This window comes from Dictyobacter alpinus, assembly GCF_003967575.1.
Classification (GTDB): domain Bacteria; phylum Chloroflexota; class Ktedonobacteria; order Ktedonobacterales; family Ktedonobacteraceae; genus Dictyobacter; species Dictyobacter alpinus.
In genome coordinates, this window is the sequence record NZ_BIFT01000001.1 from 892,828 (window position 1) to 910,767 (window position 17,940).

The window sequence follows — 17,940 nt, forward strand, 5'->3', positions numbered from 1 at the left end:
TTACTCAAGAAGAGCCTCAACAGGAGAAGTAACACCTTACTTCTACAAACTCACTACTTTTCTTTCGCTCACAATCGTAGTGAGTTCATATGAACAATTACTGATTCTGGTCGTGAATTCCGCTCTGCCAGCGTGGACGCGGATTACCAGCCTGACCAGGTTGCTGCTGTGGCTGCTGCTGGTATGGTGATGGGAGCAAACCAGAGTTTGGTGCCTGCTGTCCAAAAGCTGGATTCGATGGTGGGAAAAATGGTTGACCGAAGTTATTAGCATCATCAAAACCCTGGCCAGGATTAGAGCCACCAAAGCCCTGATTAGAGCCGACAAAACCCTGACCGAAGTTAGCACCATCAAAGCCTTGTCCACCGTTGTATTGGGGGGCACCAAAGCCTGTATTCATTCCCTGTTGATTATCGAAATCACCCAACTCACTAAAATCTAACTGACTTCCAAAGAACTGCTGATTATTGCCATTACCACCGAATTCATTCGGCGCTTGCATCTGATTCTGGAAACCTGACGGTGGCAAGGCCGCTGAATTATTAAAATCTGGCTGATTCCCCATAGAGAATTGTCCAGAACGTGTACCCATAGAAACCAACGACCCGCTATTACCAGGTTCTGGTAACGGTGGGAAATTTCCACTGAAGTTCTGACCCCAACCACCATCAGCGGCGGAACCGGAACCAAGGGCAGGACTAAAGGACTGCTCATGCTGATCGGATAACTCACCCATCGCTGATACATTAGAGAACGAGCCAAGCATGTCATTTGTACGATCAGGCAGACGGAAAGTAGATACTGATGCACGAAGTTGCTCAGAGAGTTCTGCCAGATAACTTACACTTACCGCAGCCTCCTGGGTACCAGCGTCTGTCTGACGGGTGATTTCTGAGATACGACCCATGGCAACAGCAACTGCTTCAGAGACCGAGGTCTGTTCGTTCGCGGCGCGCGCGATATTTTCAATCATTTGCGCCTGTCGCTCTACAGCGCTATAAATAGAGTTCAACGAGCGACCAGCATCGTCAGCCAGTTGCGATCCTTTGACCACTTCCTGTGTGCTATCTTCCATAGCGACAACGGCTTCGTATGTATCACCCTGAATACTTTTTACCAGCGTTGCAATACGCTTTGTGGATTCGGTTGAACGTTCTGCCAGCAAACGGATTTCGTCAGCAACTACGGCAAATCCACGGCCATGCTCACCAGCCATAGCAGACTGAATAGCGGCGTTCAAAGCCAGCAAGTTCGTCTGATCGGCGATATCTTCAATAATACGAACGATTTCACCAATTTCGTTTGAACGCTCACCGAGACGTTTAATTTTCTTCGATGTTTCCTGTACGTTCTCACGAATGAGCATCATACCCTCAATCGTTTGACGCACAGCTTGTTGACCATTATTAGCACTGCGCAGCGCTTCCTGCGCCATATCCACACTTAATTGTGCATTACGAGCTACGTTCTGAATAAAGACAGCCAACGCTTCTACAGCTTCGGTGGTCTGGATGATTTGTTTTACCTGGGTCTCAGAAGCTTGAGCCAGTTCAGCTGAACGATCCAGAATACGTCGCGTCGCGTTAGTTACCTGTACAGCAGTAGATTGTACACGACCTACAACCTTCGCCAGCTCTTCAATCATATAGTTGAAAGAGTCGGCCAATACACCCAGCGTATCCGGAGTTACTTCAGCCTGTACACGCAAGTCACCATCACCAACGGCACTAACCTCTTGCAGCAATTTCTCAATTTGCGCTTGCAGGGCTGCGGCATCATTTCCGGCTGCCCCCATCGAAACACTGTTAGAAGATCCCTGTCCATCGAGAACAGCATTCAATGCGCTTGCCAGTTGGGGCAACTCACCATCACCATATACAGCGGCGCGTACCGAACGATCGCCACTAGCAAAATCGCGACAAACTTCAGCTAGACTTAATAAATTACTTTTTACACGGCGCTGTATATTATAATTTAAGAAAAAAGCAATAATAGCAACAACAAAGGCGAGAGCAAAAGCAACATAACCAGCAGTAGTGGCTCCGGCAGTAATAGACAAAACGCCCACAATGACTAAAAATAGCGCTGGAATAAACATTGAGCCGTACATGCCCAACGTAAGCGGCCCATTAAGCGCCGAACCGCTTCTATTTTGATCAGGATTCATCCGCCAGACCTCCATTGATAAAAAATATATCTATCTCAATTTAGGCAACCATACAACAGGCTACCGCCCTATTATCATATGCAAGTTCGCGTGGAAAACCCCTGCCTTCAGGCATGAGGAGGGAACGCGTCTCCTCTTTCCTCTTTCGCATGCATTCTCCCTCACGGGATGCCAATTTTCAGGCCCCGGATGAATCCGTGGGGCTCCTATCTAGGCCTTATAGCGCTGCATTTTTTCAGAGAAAAGAAGGCGGGGAACATCCAGAACTACAATTGCGCGATTGCTTAAAATCGCGCTCCCTGTAGCATATGGAGCGACCCAGGATGGGATAGTAGCCTGACGTATGTTTCCATTAATAGCCGTGGCGGGAATGGGCAACATCTCACTAACACCATCTACAGCCACACAGATGACCATTTCGTTACTTTGTAATGATAACAAACGCGTGCGTGGAGTATAAGCCATCTGCTCTATATCTAAAAACATTCGAAAGTCTACTACTGAGACGATAGAACCGCGCAGGTTCATCACCCCTCTAACCCAGGGAACAACATTGGGAACTGGCGTTAACTCGACTAACCGCTCAACGCCTTGTACCAATTCAGCCTTGACAGCCAGCTCACGATCAGCTAAAGAGAACACAAGGTATTGTTCACCAATAACTGCGGGAGGCGGATTTTCTCCATCGGGCGAACCATTCACACCGAATTGTCCCTGTGCAAGTTGCAACTGTAAAGCGGCAACCGATGGCGATTGCGAGATTAACTGCTGAATGGCAGCAAAGGCTTCACGTTTTTTCTGATCTTCACTGGACACAAAAACTTACTCCATATAGGGCACAAGAAGCGAGAGACATCCTATGCAAGATCACTGACAGAAGATGAAACAAGATTATTTTTGTCTCCTTGCTCCATCCCCCCACCGATTGCGGCGCCTCAAATCAGGCGTCGCACACTAGCTACTAATTCATCTCCATTAAAGGGCTTTGTAATATAGAGATCAGCCCCCTGTCGCATTCCCCAGGCTTTATCCAGGGGAGTATTCTTTGACGTCAACAAAATGATTGGAATGTTGCGACTCATTTCTGAGTTCTTTAATTTGCGACATACTTGGAAACCATTTTGTTTTGGCAACACGACATCAAGTACGATACACTGTGGACGTTCTTTAAATACTTTCTCAACCGCCTCTTCCCCATCGACAGCCGTCACAACATCAAAGCCGCTATTGCGCAATGGAGTGACGATCATTGTTAGTTCAGTCCAACTATCGTCCACAACGAGTATTTTTTGCCCAGGCATCTGATTATAACCTTTCCTAACAAGCCAACCTAGCAATGGAATTATTTGGCTCACCCTCCAACCCACCCTACCGAAGATGCCGAGCATCATAGGTACTGTGACTGGAGATTTAGCCGCGATAACGTAAGCGAGGGCGCGTCCCTTCCTGTTGGACAGGTACGCGTTCTTGCCAGTTCGCAAGATGTTTTTTGACTGTATGTACCAATTCAGCCGAGTCAAATGGTTTGGTCAGATACTCTGTGGATCCCGCTAAACGGCCTCGCATCTTGTCAAACAAGCCATCCTTCCCACTCAGCATAATAATGGGAATTTGCCGAAACTGCAAGTGTTTGCGTATTATCTGGCAAATTTGGTACCCATCCATCCGTGGAAGTTGGATGTCAAGTAGAATAAGGGCAGGCATCTCATCGGCTACCGAGGTCAACGCGCTGAGGCCATCGCCAACAGTTACGACTTTGATATGTTCTCGCTGTAATGTCATTTGCACAATTTTGCGTACAGTGGGACTATCGTCTACGACGAGTACCGTTGGTTCAGCCATTAGATTGACCTCCTTCGCGTATCAGGCGACCACATTTCCCCATTATTGTCGGCGGGGTTCTGCCAATTTTGTACAATTCCTAAAGATGAGGGTTGGATAGTGTCTCGACCCCGGGACAATTGGGTATTTCGATGTGCCCGGTAAATCTGATATTGTTGAACTTCATGATCGATTTCAGATAAGAAGATTCGCCATGCGACGGTTAACTGTCGGCCAACATGAGAATTTCCTACTTCGTCACGCAATAATTCAGTGAATATCATACGCAAAAAAGCGACCAGGCCTTGTACGGCTTCCCAATAAAATTCTTCGAGTTGCTCACCCTTCACAACTTTATTGAGGGTCAGTATATCATTACAATCAAGTTGACCATAGTGGAACGAGGTTGTTTCCAGAATAGGAAATTGTTGCTGGGAGAAGGCCTGTAACTGGGGCATAAACCGGTGTTCCAAATAGCGGGCAATTTCCATAGAGGGGATTTTTCCTCGCCCACGTAAACTTCGCGCATAGGTTCCATGGTGTACCAGCAATCCATTGATACATTCGGAGAGCGTGGTGATTAATCCTAACAAATGCTGCTCAGGATTTGAGGATTGACGCTGCTGCGCCAACAAATACTGGCACTTGATGATGATGTTAGATAAATCACTCTGTAGTTCCGTCTCCAGAGCAGTATCTACCACTTCAATTAAGTTTAATTCGAGCAGACGAGCCATAATCCGGGCGACTCTAGCCTCAGGAGACATCAAGGCGAGCGCAACAGCCTGCAATGTCAGTTCTCCATTGGCGAGACACAAAACCTCAATGCCTTCTTGATTGAGGCCCAGGTTGCGCACATCATTGCTAACCTCTGGCTGCCAGCGGGCTACCGTGGTACGAGTCAGATGTGTGACGCCTTCACCGATGATCTCTTCCCATTCATCTGCCTGGCGTAAAGCCTCCAGCAAGACAGAGTCGACATCCAGTGGCTGCATCTTGCTCTCCATAGGAATGACCTGGCGATGGAAAGCAAAGCGACCATTCACCCAGCGTAACGCATGACTGATGGATTGCGTCACTAAAAATTCCAGGCGGCGCTGCATCTCGCTGGCAGTCATCCAACCTCGCTCAACAAGCAAGGCCAGAGACATATGCATATCTCCACGAGCCAGCTCACGAATATATTGTGCACGTGGAGGATCCAATTTATTTAGTAAACAAAGCATTCCCAATATGTCAGGTTGGGGTACGCCATCTTCGTGTAATCCAACAATCTGCCCCTTACGTAAGCTGATTGAAAGTGTCTCTGGTCCCGAAGTCACAAATAACTTTCCAGTTTTTCCACTCAGGGCGAGCATTTTTAAAATAGATTGGAGACCTAGCGTTTGCAAATCTCCATCCATAATACGGTCTTGCTGCTCCATTCTTCTCCCAGTTCCTTTACCAGACTAGCTTGCGAATTCAATAAATATTTTGGATGCAAGCGGTCTTGTTACAGGCACATTGCCGATGCCCATCCATGGCTCTACAATGCCTGTATGCGGCAACAGATCCCTGCCCGCTAGCAGGTACGCAAAAAACAGTTGCCGTTGTTTTGTGTGACATATGAGTGGCATAAAAGACATCCCGATAAATGTTATACGAATCCCTGTCAATTGCGGATCACACAGGCAAAGTACCAATGAACAGCCACCCCATTACGAGAGACCCATTTGGCAACAAAACCCAGAGATGCGTTCCAATACAATATGGATGTCATTAGCATTATTCCTCCCCTTCTACCTCCCTACCTCAAACACCACTATCTTCCAACCACATATTTAAATCAAACAAGCGCCATACACTATAGGCAACATCTACATGCCTCTACCACACACATATATCTATTTTTATCTTTTGTATGCTATAAAGGGAGATTTTTTTATTCGGCATATATAAGAAAAATTCCCCCTTGCGCGGCGGTGCTCAAGGCTTTTCTTCAAACAGGATACGCCATCATCCCCTTATAACATACAGTGTTGTTTCTTATCCATATACTTAGTATCAGTCCGATTCTATTGCTTTTCCACTATCTTTAGAAAGGTCAATAGTTTCCTGGAACTAGCATACTAGAAAACTCAACTTTTCACCACCCCACCAGGCTGCTAGATAATCTCTATATTACAGCGAATCAGCGTTCAATACCAGAACTTATTATGGCATACAGTAACATAAAAAGAAACATCTGTGCCAGTGTGCTTTTTTTCAACCCGCAAACAGCGGTATGCGTGCTTACAAGAAGCTAAAAAAACCCTTCTTTAGAGTTTACTGCTAAAGAAGTTAGATCGCTATAAAAATTCAGGATAGTGCATTAAAATTTTATTAAAGATTTCAGGAATCGCCCTGTGACCTGAAAACATACCCGATACCAGGCTCGGTTACGATATACTTTGGTCGTGACGGTTCTGCTTCAACTTTTAATCTGAGCTGTCTGACATAGACGCGCAAATAGTCAGCTTCTTCGCCATACTCTGGTCCCCAGACCGCGCGTAACAGTGAGCGATGAGTCATGACTTTACCAGCATACAACATCAACTGCCGCAAAAGTTCAAATTCCGTAGGTGTGAGACGCACCTCCTGAGAGCCTGCGCGGACCTGCCGCCGCACAACATCCATGTAGAGGTATCCATCCTCGCTGGTCAAAACTTCTGGCTCACGCTCATTGACTGCTTCTTTTGTTCCCGCTCGCCGCAGACAGGCCCGAACACGTGCTTGCAGTTCATCATTGCTAAATGGTTTCGTCAAATAATCATCGGCCCCAAAGTCCAGGGCTTTGATTTTCTGCTTCTCTTCAGCAACTGCTGAAAGAACAATGATGGGTGTCTGAGTAAATTGACGGACCTGAACACACACCTCAACGCCGTCCATTCCACCAGGCAAACAAATATCCAGCAAGACCAGATCTGGCTGATGTAAGCGAACCATATCCACCGCCTGGCGTCCGCTTTCTGCAACCAGAACATCGTAGCCACCAGCCACCAGATTACGACGCAGGATACGTTGAATCGGTGGTTCATCGTCCACAACCAGAATGCGTTTCCCCTTCACTTTCATAGTGCTCCCTCCTCGCAGATATCCCTACTTCCTACAATCATCGCCCATCAGCACGGCTCTTCCCTCTTACTAACTTCGAACATGTGATATTCTCCCACCTTCATCGTGTCGTGCGATCATCCTTGACTCCGAGTGAGAAACCGTCTGTGGATGAAGCGGCAATAGGAAGGTAAAGCATGACCCAGCGTTATCTACGGCTTCCGCCCAGATACGACCTTGATGAGCTTCAATAATGCCCTTACATGTTGCCAGGGACAAGCCATTCCCATATGCTGAAGCCTGACTTTGAAATGAGGTGAAAACTCGTTCGTATTCATCCTCTGTTATGCGTACTCCATGATCAATTACACGAACACGCAACACTTCTTTTTCGCAATGTAAGGTATCAATTACCAGAGAAATAGTAGAAAAGTCTGGACTATGACGAGCTGCATTTTCTACCAGATTATAGAGTACTTGCCCCAGACGAGCATGATCGGCATAAACCAATGGCAATGTCGCTGATAGCTCTGGCACCAGTTGACGCCCGGCGAGAGCACGTTGCAACTTTTTCGTAGTTGCATAGAGAATCTCGGCCACATCGCACCATTCCAGCTTTAATTCCATGGCCCCCATTTCAATGCGGGATAGCTCAATTAAGGCGTTCACCAGCATTGTGAGATGATCGGCCTCGCTATCGATATCGACAAGCATATCGTTGCGATCTTCCTCACCCCAGTCCAGATCGGGCTGTAACAGACCGGTCACGGCGGCTTTAATGGTTGTCAAAGGGGTACGTAAATCATGCGAAAAAGCCGATAACAATGCAGAGCGATTTTTCTCTTCTCGCACCTGTTCAGTAACATTCTGTACCTGTAATGCGATAGCTTCTAACTGTCCTGCCTGAGTGTAAAGAGGGTAGCGCGTAAACTGGTAGTGATGATCACTGTTCGAGCCTTCATCGCGCCTGCTAACAGTAATGCTTGTAGACTGACTATCCAATGGTTCATTGGCAAGGATACAACGAAACACTGGCCGATAAATACTCTCCTGCGTGAAATCCTGCAGATATTGCCGCACCTCCCGTTCGTCACGCATACGCGGCAATAACTGGGTAAAGACTTCTTCAATAGAGGGTCCCAGCGTTTGACCTTGCACCACGGACGAAACCAGCATGGACGGATAATAATCTGTCGACATTGCTTCTAGACTCAACCCACACCATTGACGCGCCGCTGGATTCATAAAGAGACATGAACCATCCAGATCTACCACAAACCAGGGGTCGCGCACCCAGTTCGTCGATTGCTTTAAATGGGTGATTAAGCGGCTGAGTTCGCCAATCATAGCGGTCCGCGTCAAGGCTGATTCCGCAGTCTGGGCAAGCAATGCCTGGGTCTCAGCAAAAGGAGCTTCGGGCTGTAGGATGGGTTCATCTAAGAATACAGGGAAGGTGCCTAGATGTTCGGTCTCAAGTGACGATGGAAAAGCTTCTAGCAACTGCCTGCTTTCAATCGTCGAATGCATTGCCTGCAAATTTCTTTCATGCTGTGTTAACAGTTGCTCACTAACCCAACGCATTAAATCTGGGAAGCTAACACCAAATGTGCGCAGGGCCGCTTCTCGCATCTCCTGAAGTGATTTGAGCTCTTCCTGTGCTTGCGCTTCAGCACTACGGGTCTCGCGGGCAAGCTGGGTCAGTTCAAAATTCTCCAAAGAGGACTGAAATCGACGCCGCTGATTGACCGAGTTTAACAACATGTCATTATGAATTGCAACCGTGGCTTGATTGGCAAACAAGGCCAGGATGTCTGTCTTGAGTGGTGTGAAACCGCCAGCTTCAGCCGAACATAGCACCAGCGCGCCATAGACAGCGGGACCAGTTGCTAGAGGATAGCAATAGAGCGAATGCAACCCTAATTCAGTCGCAAGTAACTGGTTGTCTGGATAATGCTCGTCTGTGGCGATATCGATCGAAGCAGTTGGTTGCCTGCGTTTGATTGCTTGCCAGAAAATGCTTTTCTCACTCATACCCTTCGGCTGCAAAAGATGTTCAAGTGCTTCTTTGTCGAGCTCTGCCTGAGCTCCTACATGTAAAGAATTCGTCTGCCGGTCCCATAAGACAATAAAAGCTGCGCTGCCCAGGGCTTGAGAGACGCCCTTCACAATCTGCTCGAGAACCGCTGAAAGTTCCACGGTCGAAGTCAGCGCACTGGTAACATCTTTAAGAGCTTGCCGCTGACGATCTTGAATCGCTGCGTTGCCTCCAAGTTGAACACTTTCAATGGATGCAGCCAGCATTCTCACCACGGCATCCACCAGCCGCTGTAGATTATGATCAGCATACGTATGTAGCGCAGTACTCCCCAATTCAAGGGTGCCCAGCACGCGGTTTTCTACTTTCAATGGGGCAATTAAGGTGGAGCGCAGTTGATGATATGAACTGAGGGCATCACCACTGACCGCTGGCGAACCATCCAGTCCATCTGGATAGTCACGAACCTGGAGCGCAGGCTGCTTCAGAACCTGCTGCAGCATAGAATCGGTTAATGGATGCTGATGCAGAAAAGCTTTCCACACAGCACCATCGCGCTGGCATACTGTCACCCGCACAGCCTGCCGATCATGGCGTAGCAATACAACCCCGAACACATCAAAGGGCACAGCTGATTCTAACTCAGCTGCCAGACGTGTGTAATCGGGCTTGGTACCACGCACACTGAAGACAATACGTGCAACGCGCTCTATTATCGCAGACTCTTCAAGAGCAGAGGTATGTGTTCTCGCTTCCATCACTTCCTGCCAGGCTACACTTACGCACTCATCATTACTAATGAGTATCAGACATAATTGATACACTTCCTGGTGTATATAAACTGCAATATACTAATAATAGTGCAAATAATATCCAGGATTTCCCATCACATTTTATCTATCCAACAAACAAGTACAACCCAAAAATAACACAAATCCCTATCTACCCGCAAAATGTCTGTTTGCTATTGCCACAAAGTATACCACATCCGTACCAGTATGGGTCAATGCCTGTGGGGATCATAAAAAAGGTGGTTATAAAAATTGCCCCGAGTTGGATCGGTCTCGGTCAACGCGGTTAACTCTCTCTATAGAGATAGCTTCAATTTTAGCGGCTATAAAATTTAGCATTTCTTTCTACTTATTTAACGTATATTTGATCTGATCCTGCTATAGTGAGAGAAATATGACATACTAAATAGAAGTTTTTACCATAAAATACATGCGCATGATTACAACTATATCTTTTAATAAAGTGCGGATGGAGACAGAAGATGATACCCGACCTTTGTATTGGCCCACTTGTACGAGCGGTTAGCCCAACCAGTATTGTGATCTGGGCTGAATTAACAGCTGCAGAGTCAGTGACATTACGAGCGCAATCAGACACGCCTGGAGAAGCGCCTCAAACTGTCAGTCAGGCCACGGTCCTGGTCGGTGGTCACCATTATGTAGCGCTACACATGCAGGGTTTAAGGCCAGGAACATGGTATCGTTATCAGCTAACGGGAGCAGATCCTAACAGCGAGTTAAAAATGGCTACAGCTGAACAACCATTACAATATTTTCGTACCTTGCCAGACACAGACATTGCTGAAGGAAATACGCCGGCGCTACGCATTGCATATGGTTCATGCCGCAAATCTGAAACGGGACAGCAGGATGTATTTAGCGCCTTTGGAAATTGGTTACGTGAACAGGCAACTAGCCGTGAAGCTAGCTGGCCTCATCTCCTCTTGCTCATCGGCGATCAAATTTATGCTGATCAACCTTCAGAAAAGATCCGCCAGACCTATTCACAACTAGGATCCAAGGCCTCCGGATTTGAAGATTTTCGTCTATTCTATCAGCATGCCTGGGCTACTGATCCAGGTGCCAGACAGGCTCTGGCCTGCATTCCAACCTACATGATTTTTGACGATCATGAGATTACAAATAACTGGAACTCACTACCCACATGGCGCGCTGAAGCGCTCGCTGCTGGCCAGGAACAACTTCTTGTCGATGGAACTCTGGCCTATTGGATCTACCAGGGTTGGGGTAATCTGGATCAAGCTACCTCACAGCATCCATTGCTAAAAATCATGCAAAAAGCAGCCTTAAGCGGTGAAGATGCAGTGGAGGCTTTACGTGCCCGCATTCGACAGGACTTATATGGAGAAGCACTATTGCCATGGCACTATGAAATTCATTCGCAACCAGCTATTTTTGTCGCCAATGCACGCACGGAACGCTCGGTTCTTATGCCAACAGATAAAAAGAAGGTGGTGTATGAACCAATGCGCATTATCAGTCAATCCCAGACTACCGATCTCCAGAATTGGTCCAGGAACAATCACGGTACGTTATCCATTATCGTCTCCTCTGTACCCGTCCTGCTGCCACCGCTCATTGGCCAGATTGAGTATTTGACGGGACTGCGCCTCTGGTTTAAGCAGCACGGCATTCTGGGCTGGCTGGGTGATCGATTAGCGCGTTTCCAACAAAAAGTCGCCGCCCGAGCAAGCTTTGATCATTGGCCATTATATTCCCTCTCCTGGCAAGACTTCATTCTTTTATTTCAACAGCAACAACATGATATGCTGATACTATCGGGAGATGTGCATTTCTCTTATGCCCTGACGGCGGAAAGTACAAGAAAGACAAGCCAGAAACGCTATCTCTATCAGTTTGTTTCAACGCCATTGCAAAATGCATTAAATGCATCAGACCAACAAAAAATCACGGCACAAGCACGTATCTCACGTCTGAATTATGGTGGACTCAAACATGAAATTCTGCCCATGACTCCCACAGCCAGAGATATACATATCGAGCATAACCTCCTGTTTGAAAATACAATCGCCATGCTCACTTTACACCCTGATCAACAAGGACAGTACACGCCACAACAAGAGTATCTGGGCTACATGGATGGGAGTTTGCAAAAGATCGCTACTACCGTTCTCCCAACAACAGCATCGTCAGAAAACGGCAGTAAGACCAAAGATTAGCTCTTTTCACCTATCAATGACCTTTTCCAATACAGCCATGGCATCTCCTATCTCAGTGTTATCTGCATAATCTCAAGTACAAGTAATAAAGGGGAAACGCCATGGCTCAGGCTGAAGCTGACTCCAATTCAGCAATCCAGAGAGGTTCGGCTGTCTCAGAAAATATGGCCGTAACAGTACGTGATCTATTTAAGACATATCGCAGCAAAAAAGCCATCAACGGCATTAGCTTCTCAGTACAACGTGGTGATATTTTTGGCATTCTGGGACCCAACGGCGCGGGTAAAACAACCACACTGGAAATCATTGAAGGACTACGCGAGCCTGACAATCATCACAGCACACAGATCCTGGTTGGAGGCTTTGATGTACGCAATCGTAAACAACGTGAAGAGTTGCATCAACATATCGGCCTACAATTACAAAGCAGCGCGCTCTTTGAAGAGCTCACGGTCCTTGAGACGCTTACGATGCTGGCGCGTCTCTACCGCAATTCTCGCTCCGTCTCAGAATTACTCACCGAGTTTAAGCTAGAGCAAAAAACCGGGGCCCGCATCAATACGCTCTCGGGAGGGCAGAAGCAACGCCTATCGCTGGCCGCCGCGCTGGTCAATAATCCTTCATTACTATTCTTGGATGAGCCAACGACAGCCCTTGATCCACATGCCCGTCGCAGCATGTGGGAACAGGTCCGTGGTCTCCAACAAGCAGGTAAAACAATTATCCTGACAACCCATTATATGGAGGAGGCCGAACTTCTCTGTGACCAACTGGCGATTATGGATGCTGGTCGTATCATTGCACAGGGAACACCAGCCGGGTTGATTAATCAGTATGCCACCGAACAAAGCATTACCTGCCGCCTACCTACTGCCCAGGCCCATTCAACCATGCTGGAGGTCGTCAAGCAGTTACCAGGTATCGGCAAGGTCGAATCAACAGCCAGAAGCTTTACGGTATCCACCACCAATCTGGCTCACACCCTAAGCATGCTTCTCCAGGCTGCCGCGCATTATCAAATACAATTGACAGAGATTACCACGCACAATCCAGGCCTGGAGAACGTCTATCTAAATCTTACTGGCAATACGCTATCCAACCAGCAAGAGGATAAAAAATAAGCGATGAAAAATCTTTTTGTAATGACGTTCTATCAATTTAAAATCGTATTAAGAAATCGTACCCTCCTGGTAGCGAGCCTGGGTATTGCCATTATCTCTATGCTTATCTTCGGCTTTCTATTCAAAAATACCGGCACCGAACCGCTAAAGGTTGGGATCGTGGATCAGGATCAATCAGCAACCAGCGCGCAGATCGTTACAGCCTTAAAAAAGGATGCTTCGCTCCAGATCAGCGAGGGCACACGCCAGGCATTGCTCGATGGCGTTAAAAATGGCGAGCTCTCGGCGCTGATAATTCTTCAAAAAGGCTTTGGGAGCAAACTAAAAACAGGGGGCGCCCGAGCACTACTCTATATTGATAAGTCGGATCTGATCGGCTCGGCACGCAGCAAAGGCAGTATCAATGGCGTTTTTGATGCTATCAGCAAGCAGACAGTTGGCTATAAAGATCTCATCAAGGTTGATGAACAACAGATCAGTACACAGCAGTTGCGCACGATTGATTATTTAACGCCTGGCATGATTGGAATGACCACAATGTATGCCAATATCTATGTCGGCATCGCCTTAACCACCTGGCGTATGAATGGCGTATTAAAAAGGTTGAACGCGACACCGTTAAAAGCCTGGCAGTTGATCATGGCCCAGATCCTCAGTCAGTTTCTCCTGAGTTTCTTACAGGCTGCGATAATTCTGGCGATCGCGGTCACCGTCTTTCAGGTGCATATCACCATCGCTATGTTACCAGGCATTGCCATCGCAGTTCTAAGCGGCTCTTTTAGTATTATCTCGCTGGGTTATGCGGTCGGCAATTTTGTCTCTAGGCCCAATGCGACGCAGGCAGTCGCGACGTTAATCGCCTTGCCAATGATGTTTCTGGGAGGCAGCTATTTTCCAGTTAGTCCATCAGGCTGGCTATCCATTATTGTCGAGATCGCTCCGCTGACGCACCTGAATCGGGCCCTGCACCAGATTATCTTGAATAGTGCCGCCCTGCCAGCCATCATACCAGAGCTAGGCATCCTGCTCTTCACTGGTCTCCTGCTCCTCTTTCTATCCATCAGCACGTTCCGTTGGAGCTGGTAAGACTATAGCTATTATTTTCCGCGTAAGTTGTATGAGAAATTCTATAGAATTTCTCATACAACTTACGCATTAATTTACTTTTATGGCTTTTTATAGCCAGTCAGTTCTACATACCCTTCACCAGCAACGGAACGTCCATTGCTCTGGCCCTTAATATTGACCGCGCCTTCCCAATAAACGTTACCGGTTGATTGGAGGACAACCAATTCCTGATCCTTGAGGAGTGGATTAATGGTCAGCGTAGCCTGTAGGTGCGGATCTTTAATCGAAACCTGCCAGCCAGAGGGATAGCGAATACCCGTCTTGGGACTGGTCCAGGTACCAAGCGTCTTCAGTTCGAGCGCCTGTGCAGGTAAGACCAGTGATTTCGCATTGGCATCGGTATACCCAACATAGGTAGAGATGGTTTTACCAGTAGCATCACGGATAAAGTACAGCATAATCTCAGTATTGTTATTCAACTGAATACTATACCAATCCCATCCACTACCTCCCAGGGTCAGAAAGTTGCCCCATTGATGATCCATCCAGGCGGTACCGGTGACTTTCAAAGGTTGATTGTGATCCATCAACGTACCGCCCACATCCATACGCGTCCGTGAATAGTAGTAGGAGAAGCCACCAAGGCCATAAGTAATCAAACCGTTGCCATTATGCAAGGTTGGATCCTTACGACCGGTCAGGTTAAGATTGATGGCATAATTCTGCATCGACGCCTGCAAATGGTCCTTTCCGTTCAAGCCTTGAGCAGACCAATCGCCAACCTGGATATTGACCCCCTGGGTAGATTTTCCATCGGGTTTGGGCGCGTTAAACGCAGTCGTACTGCGTTGATCATAGTGAAACTCGTCACGGCTGATATCAGTAATGGCGAAATGCGCAGGATGAACGGCTGGCAAGTTACTACGCAGTGCCTGGAAAAAGACCAGTTCAAAGCCATAGGTGCGCTGTTTACCGCTGGCATCGGTCGCCTGCATATGTCCGGTATAGTACCACCACTCGGTCAGGTTATTATGCGTCCCTTCATCCTGCGGAAAGTGGATTGGTGGCAGGTCTGTCTTCTCAGGCTGCTGGCTCACCTGTGGCAAAGTCGCGTCGGTAGTGGTTAAGCCTGGAAACGCGCAGGATGATAAAACCAATGTGAGTAGCAGGCAAACGGCCAGCGACCAGTAATGTGGTGCGCGCGGTGTGCTCTTTCTCATCGTTTGCCTCCTACATGTACATCCATATCAGTGGATGAAGTAGCCGTATAATCTGTAGCACCATCGTCTGGCGTCATATATTTGGCCAGGGCTGGTGGATGGCGTTGCACACCCAGGAAGGGTAACCACCAGTTCCAATCACCCAGCAGGCGCATGGTAGCAGGTACCAGCAAGCCACGTACCAGGGTGGCATCAATGATCACAGCCAGGGCCATACCTATTCCTAGAGCCTTAACCAGGATCATATCAGCAGTGGCAAAACAGGCACTTACCACAATCACGATGACTGCCGCGCTGGTAATAATACCGCCACTGCGCTGCAAGCCCAGGGCTACCGCACGACGGTTATCGCCCGTCTGCCAGAAAGCCTCCTGAATACGTGATAGCAAGAAAACTTCATAGTCCATTGATAAGCCAAAGAGAGAGCAGAACAACAGGATAGGACTGGACGCCTCAACAAATCCAAGTGGCGTAAAGCCTAAAATCTGGTGTAAGAAACCATCCTGGAAAATCAGGACGAGGGCACCGTAGCTGGCCAGAATCGAGAGCGTATTCATGATAATGGCTTTTAATGGCAAAAGCAAAGAACGGAACAGTAAGAGCAGCACAATATAGGTAGTAATCGAGACAATCAGGATTGCTATAGGAAAATCTGTATAAAGTGAGCTGACATAATCAATATTTCCGGCCGTTCCACCATCAACCAGTACTGAGATGCCATTACCTGGATCAGTGTTGCGAATGGTTTGTACCAGGGCCTGTGAGTCAGGATCAACCATGCCGTGCTTGCTGATTACTTGTACAAACAACGTATTGCCAGAAACAGAGGATTTCAGGAATGCCCCTAGATAAGGATCAGCGATCAATTCTGGATGGGTGTAAAGTAGCTGGTATTGCTCCAGGGTAAAGCGTGGATCGGCGCTCACAATGCTGTCTACGCGCTCTACACGGGGATCGGCTTCGATGCGCCTGACATAGTAATAGAGATTTTTAATATTATCGGGGGTGAGCGCGTTGCCTTTTGTCTGGACAGCCATCAAAATAGGCGTGGTTTCGCGCTGATTGAAGCGTTGGACCAGCAAATCATAGGCCGCACGCGAGGGTACAGAAGCAGGCAGGATTGAGGCGTCTGGCGCTGAGAAACGTACGCCTAGAAATGGTGCGCCAAAGCTCAGCAAGAGCAGTAATACCGGAAAGAAGACACGTAACGGATAGCGCATCACAAACTGTGAGAGTCGGTACCAGTAACCATGATGCGGGTCAAGCTCTGTATTGACAACTGCCGGTCGGCGTCCAAAGCGTGGCAAGCGTACAGGCAGGGCATTAACTCTGAGGCCAAGGATAGAAAGCATCGCTGGTAAGAGCGTAATCGCCGCCACTACAGCCAGCACAACAACCAGGATGCCTCCCATACCAACTGAATGCAGCATATTAATATGGAAAAAGGTCAGACCAAACAAACCAATCGAGACGGTTAAACCCGAAGAGGTAACCGCCCGTCCAGCGGTTGCGACTGTAATTGCTATAGCCTCGTCAATACTTCTACCATGCGCCAATTCTTCACGGAAACGACTAACCATAAATAGCGAATAGTCTACACCAAGTCCCAGGCCAAAGAGAGTTGTAATATTCAGCACAAAAATGGACAGTGGTGTGAGCTGACCAAGGCCAAAAATTAAGGCCAATGAAACCACCACAGCAAAGCCACCGACCAGTGCCGGCAGGACGGCCGCAATTACCGAGCGAAAAACGAGGAGCAGCGCAATAATAGCAAAAGGAAAAGCCAGTAATTCAGCACGCCGCAGATCATTTTCACTGACACGCTGAATATCCTCATAAAAAACCGGTCCACCACCAACCTTCATCTGCAGATCTGGAACCTTTTGCAGACGCTGCTCCAACTCTGGAAGTAGTTTGGCGGCGACATTAGCATCTGCCTTCATCTGAATATTCACATAAGCGGCATGCTGGTCCTGCGAGACCTGCCGTGGATTATCTAAATAACTGGTAACCTGGGCAACTTCTGACCAGGTACGGATCCTGGCTAAAGCTTGCTCAGATTGCTGGCTAAATTGTGGATCGGCCACGGTATAACGATCACTGGTAAAGATAACTTGTACGATAGTCTCATTCACATGTAATTTTTGGACCAGTGTGTCAATAGCCTTTTGAGATTCAGAATCTGGACTTTCAAATCCACCCGATTGCAATACCTGGCTCGCCCGAGGAGCAAATGGTAGAGCAATCACCGCGGCAAGTATCCACAATCCCACAATCAACCAGCGATGGCGGGTGGCAAATTTGCCCAAACGGTAAAACATAATAGGACCTTTCTATAGCATGGTGAAGCTGGCAAAAAAACTCTTCTCACACTATTGTATGACGATACTATTCATCTGGAGGGGTAATACTGGCGGCGGACAAAATCTCAGTATCGTTAGCTG

At 47.7% G+C, this 17,940-nt stretch carries 12 protein-coding genes; 3 read left to right on the top strand and 9 right to left on the bottom strand.

The window, feature by feature from the left end; all coding sequences use genetic code 11:
• Positions 1-97: 97 nt before the first annotated feature.
• The 7 genes from EL633_RS03520 to EL633_RS03550 all read right to left on the bottom strand — a co-directional run bounded on the left by EL633_RS03520 (position 98) and on the right by EL633_RS03550 (position 9,853).
• The gene (locus EL633_RS03520; protein WP_161981916.1) at positions 98-2,167 is read right to left on the bottom strand and encodes a methyl-accepting chemotaxis protein; all 2,070 of its coding nucleotides are present in this window, start codon (positions 2,165-2,167) and stop codon (positions 98-100) included.
• A 210-nt stretch (positions 2,168-2,377) separates the two neighbouring features.
• A complete protein-coding gene (locus EL633_RS03525) occupies positions 2,378-2,983 on the bottom strand; it encodes a chemotaxis protein CheW (RefSeq protein ID WP_126625868.1) in 606 nt (201 codons plus the stop codon).
• A gap of 119 nt (positions 2,984-3,102) precedes the next feature.
• The gene (locus EL633_RS03530; protein ID WP_126625869.1) at positions 3,103-3,468 is read right to left on the bottom strand and encodes a response regulator transcription factor; all 366 of its coding nucleotides are present in this window, start codon (positions 3,466-3,468) and stop codon (positions 3,103-3,105) included.
• Between the two features lie 109 nt (positions 3,469-3,577).
• Entirely contained in the window at positions 3,578-4,009 is a 432-nt protein-coding gene (locus EL633_RS03535; protein WP_126625870.1) for a response regulator, read from the bottom strand.
• On the bottom strand, positions 4,009-5,412 hold the full coding sequence (locus EL633_RS03540; protein ID WP_126625871.1) for a DUF4388 domain-containing protein: 1,404 nt from the start codon (positions 5,410-5,412) through the stop codon (positions 4,009-4,011). Before EL633_RS03540 ends, EL633_RS03535 begins: the two co-directional genes overlap by 1 nt.
• A 946-nt stretch (positions 5,413-6,358) precedes the next feature.
• Positions 6,359-7,081 carry a response regulator transcription factor gene (locus tag EL633_RS03545; RefSeq protein WP_126625872.1) on the bottom strand — a complete coding sequence of 241 codons (723 nt, stop codon included), beginning with the start codon at positions 7,079-7,081 and terminating at the stop codon, positions 6,359-6,361.
• A 69-nt stretch (positions 7,082-7,150) separates the two neighbouring features.
• Complete coding sequence (locus EL633_RS03550; protein ID WP_126625873.1) at positions 7,151-9,853, bottom strand: sensor histidine kinase; 2,703 nt, start codon at positions 9,851-9,853, stop codon at positions 7,151-7,153.
• A gap of 515 nt (positions 9,854-10,368) precedes the next feature.
• Here EL633_RS03550 and EL633_RS03555 point away from each other — a divergent pair.
• The 3 genes from EL633_RS03555 (at position 10,369) to EL633_RS03565 (ending at position 14,294) form a co-directional block, all read left to right on the top strand.
• Entirely contained in the window at positions 10,369-12,087 is a 1,719-nt protein-coding gene (locus tag EL633_RS03555; protein WP_126625874.1) for an alkaline phosphatase D family protein, read from the top strand.
• A gap of 101 nt (positions 12,088-12,188) precedes the next feature.
• On the top strand, positions 12,189-13,208 hold the full coding sequence (locus EL633_RS03560; protein WP_218027414.1) for an ABC transporter ATP-binding protein: 1,020 nt from the start codon (positions 12,189-12,191) through the stop codon (positions 13,206-13,208).
• A 3-nt stretch (positions 13,209-13,211) separates the two neighbouring features.
• Complete coding sequence (locus tag EL633_RS03565) at positions 13,212-14,294, top strand: ABC transporter permease (RefSeq protein ID WP_126625875.1); 1,083 nt, start codon at positions 13,212-13,214, stop codon at positions 14,292-14,294.
• A gap of 80 nt (positions 14,295-14,374) precedes the next feature.
• On the opposite strand, the gene EL633_RS03570 is transcribed toward EL633_RS03565, so the two are convergent.
• A complete protein-coding gene (locus EL633_RS03570; RefSeq protein WP_126625876.1) occupies positions 14,375-15,496 on the bottom strand; it encodes a lipocalin-like domain-containing protein in 1,122 nt (373 codons plus the stop codon).
• On the bottom strand, positions 15,493-17,817 hold the full coding sequence (locus EL633_RS03575; protein WP_126625877.1) for an MMPL family transporter: 2,325 nt from the start codon (positions 17,815-17,817) through the stop codon (positions 15,493-15,495). Before EL633_RS03575 ends, EL633_RS03570 begins: the two co-directional genes overlap by 4 nt.
• Between the last annotated feature and the right edge of the window lie 123 nt (positions 17,818-17,940).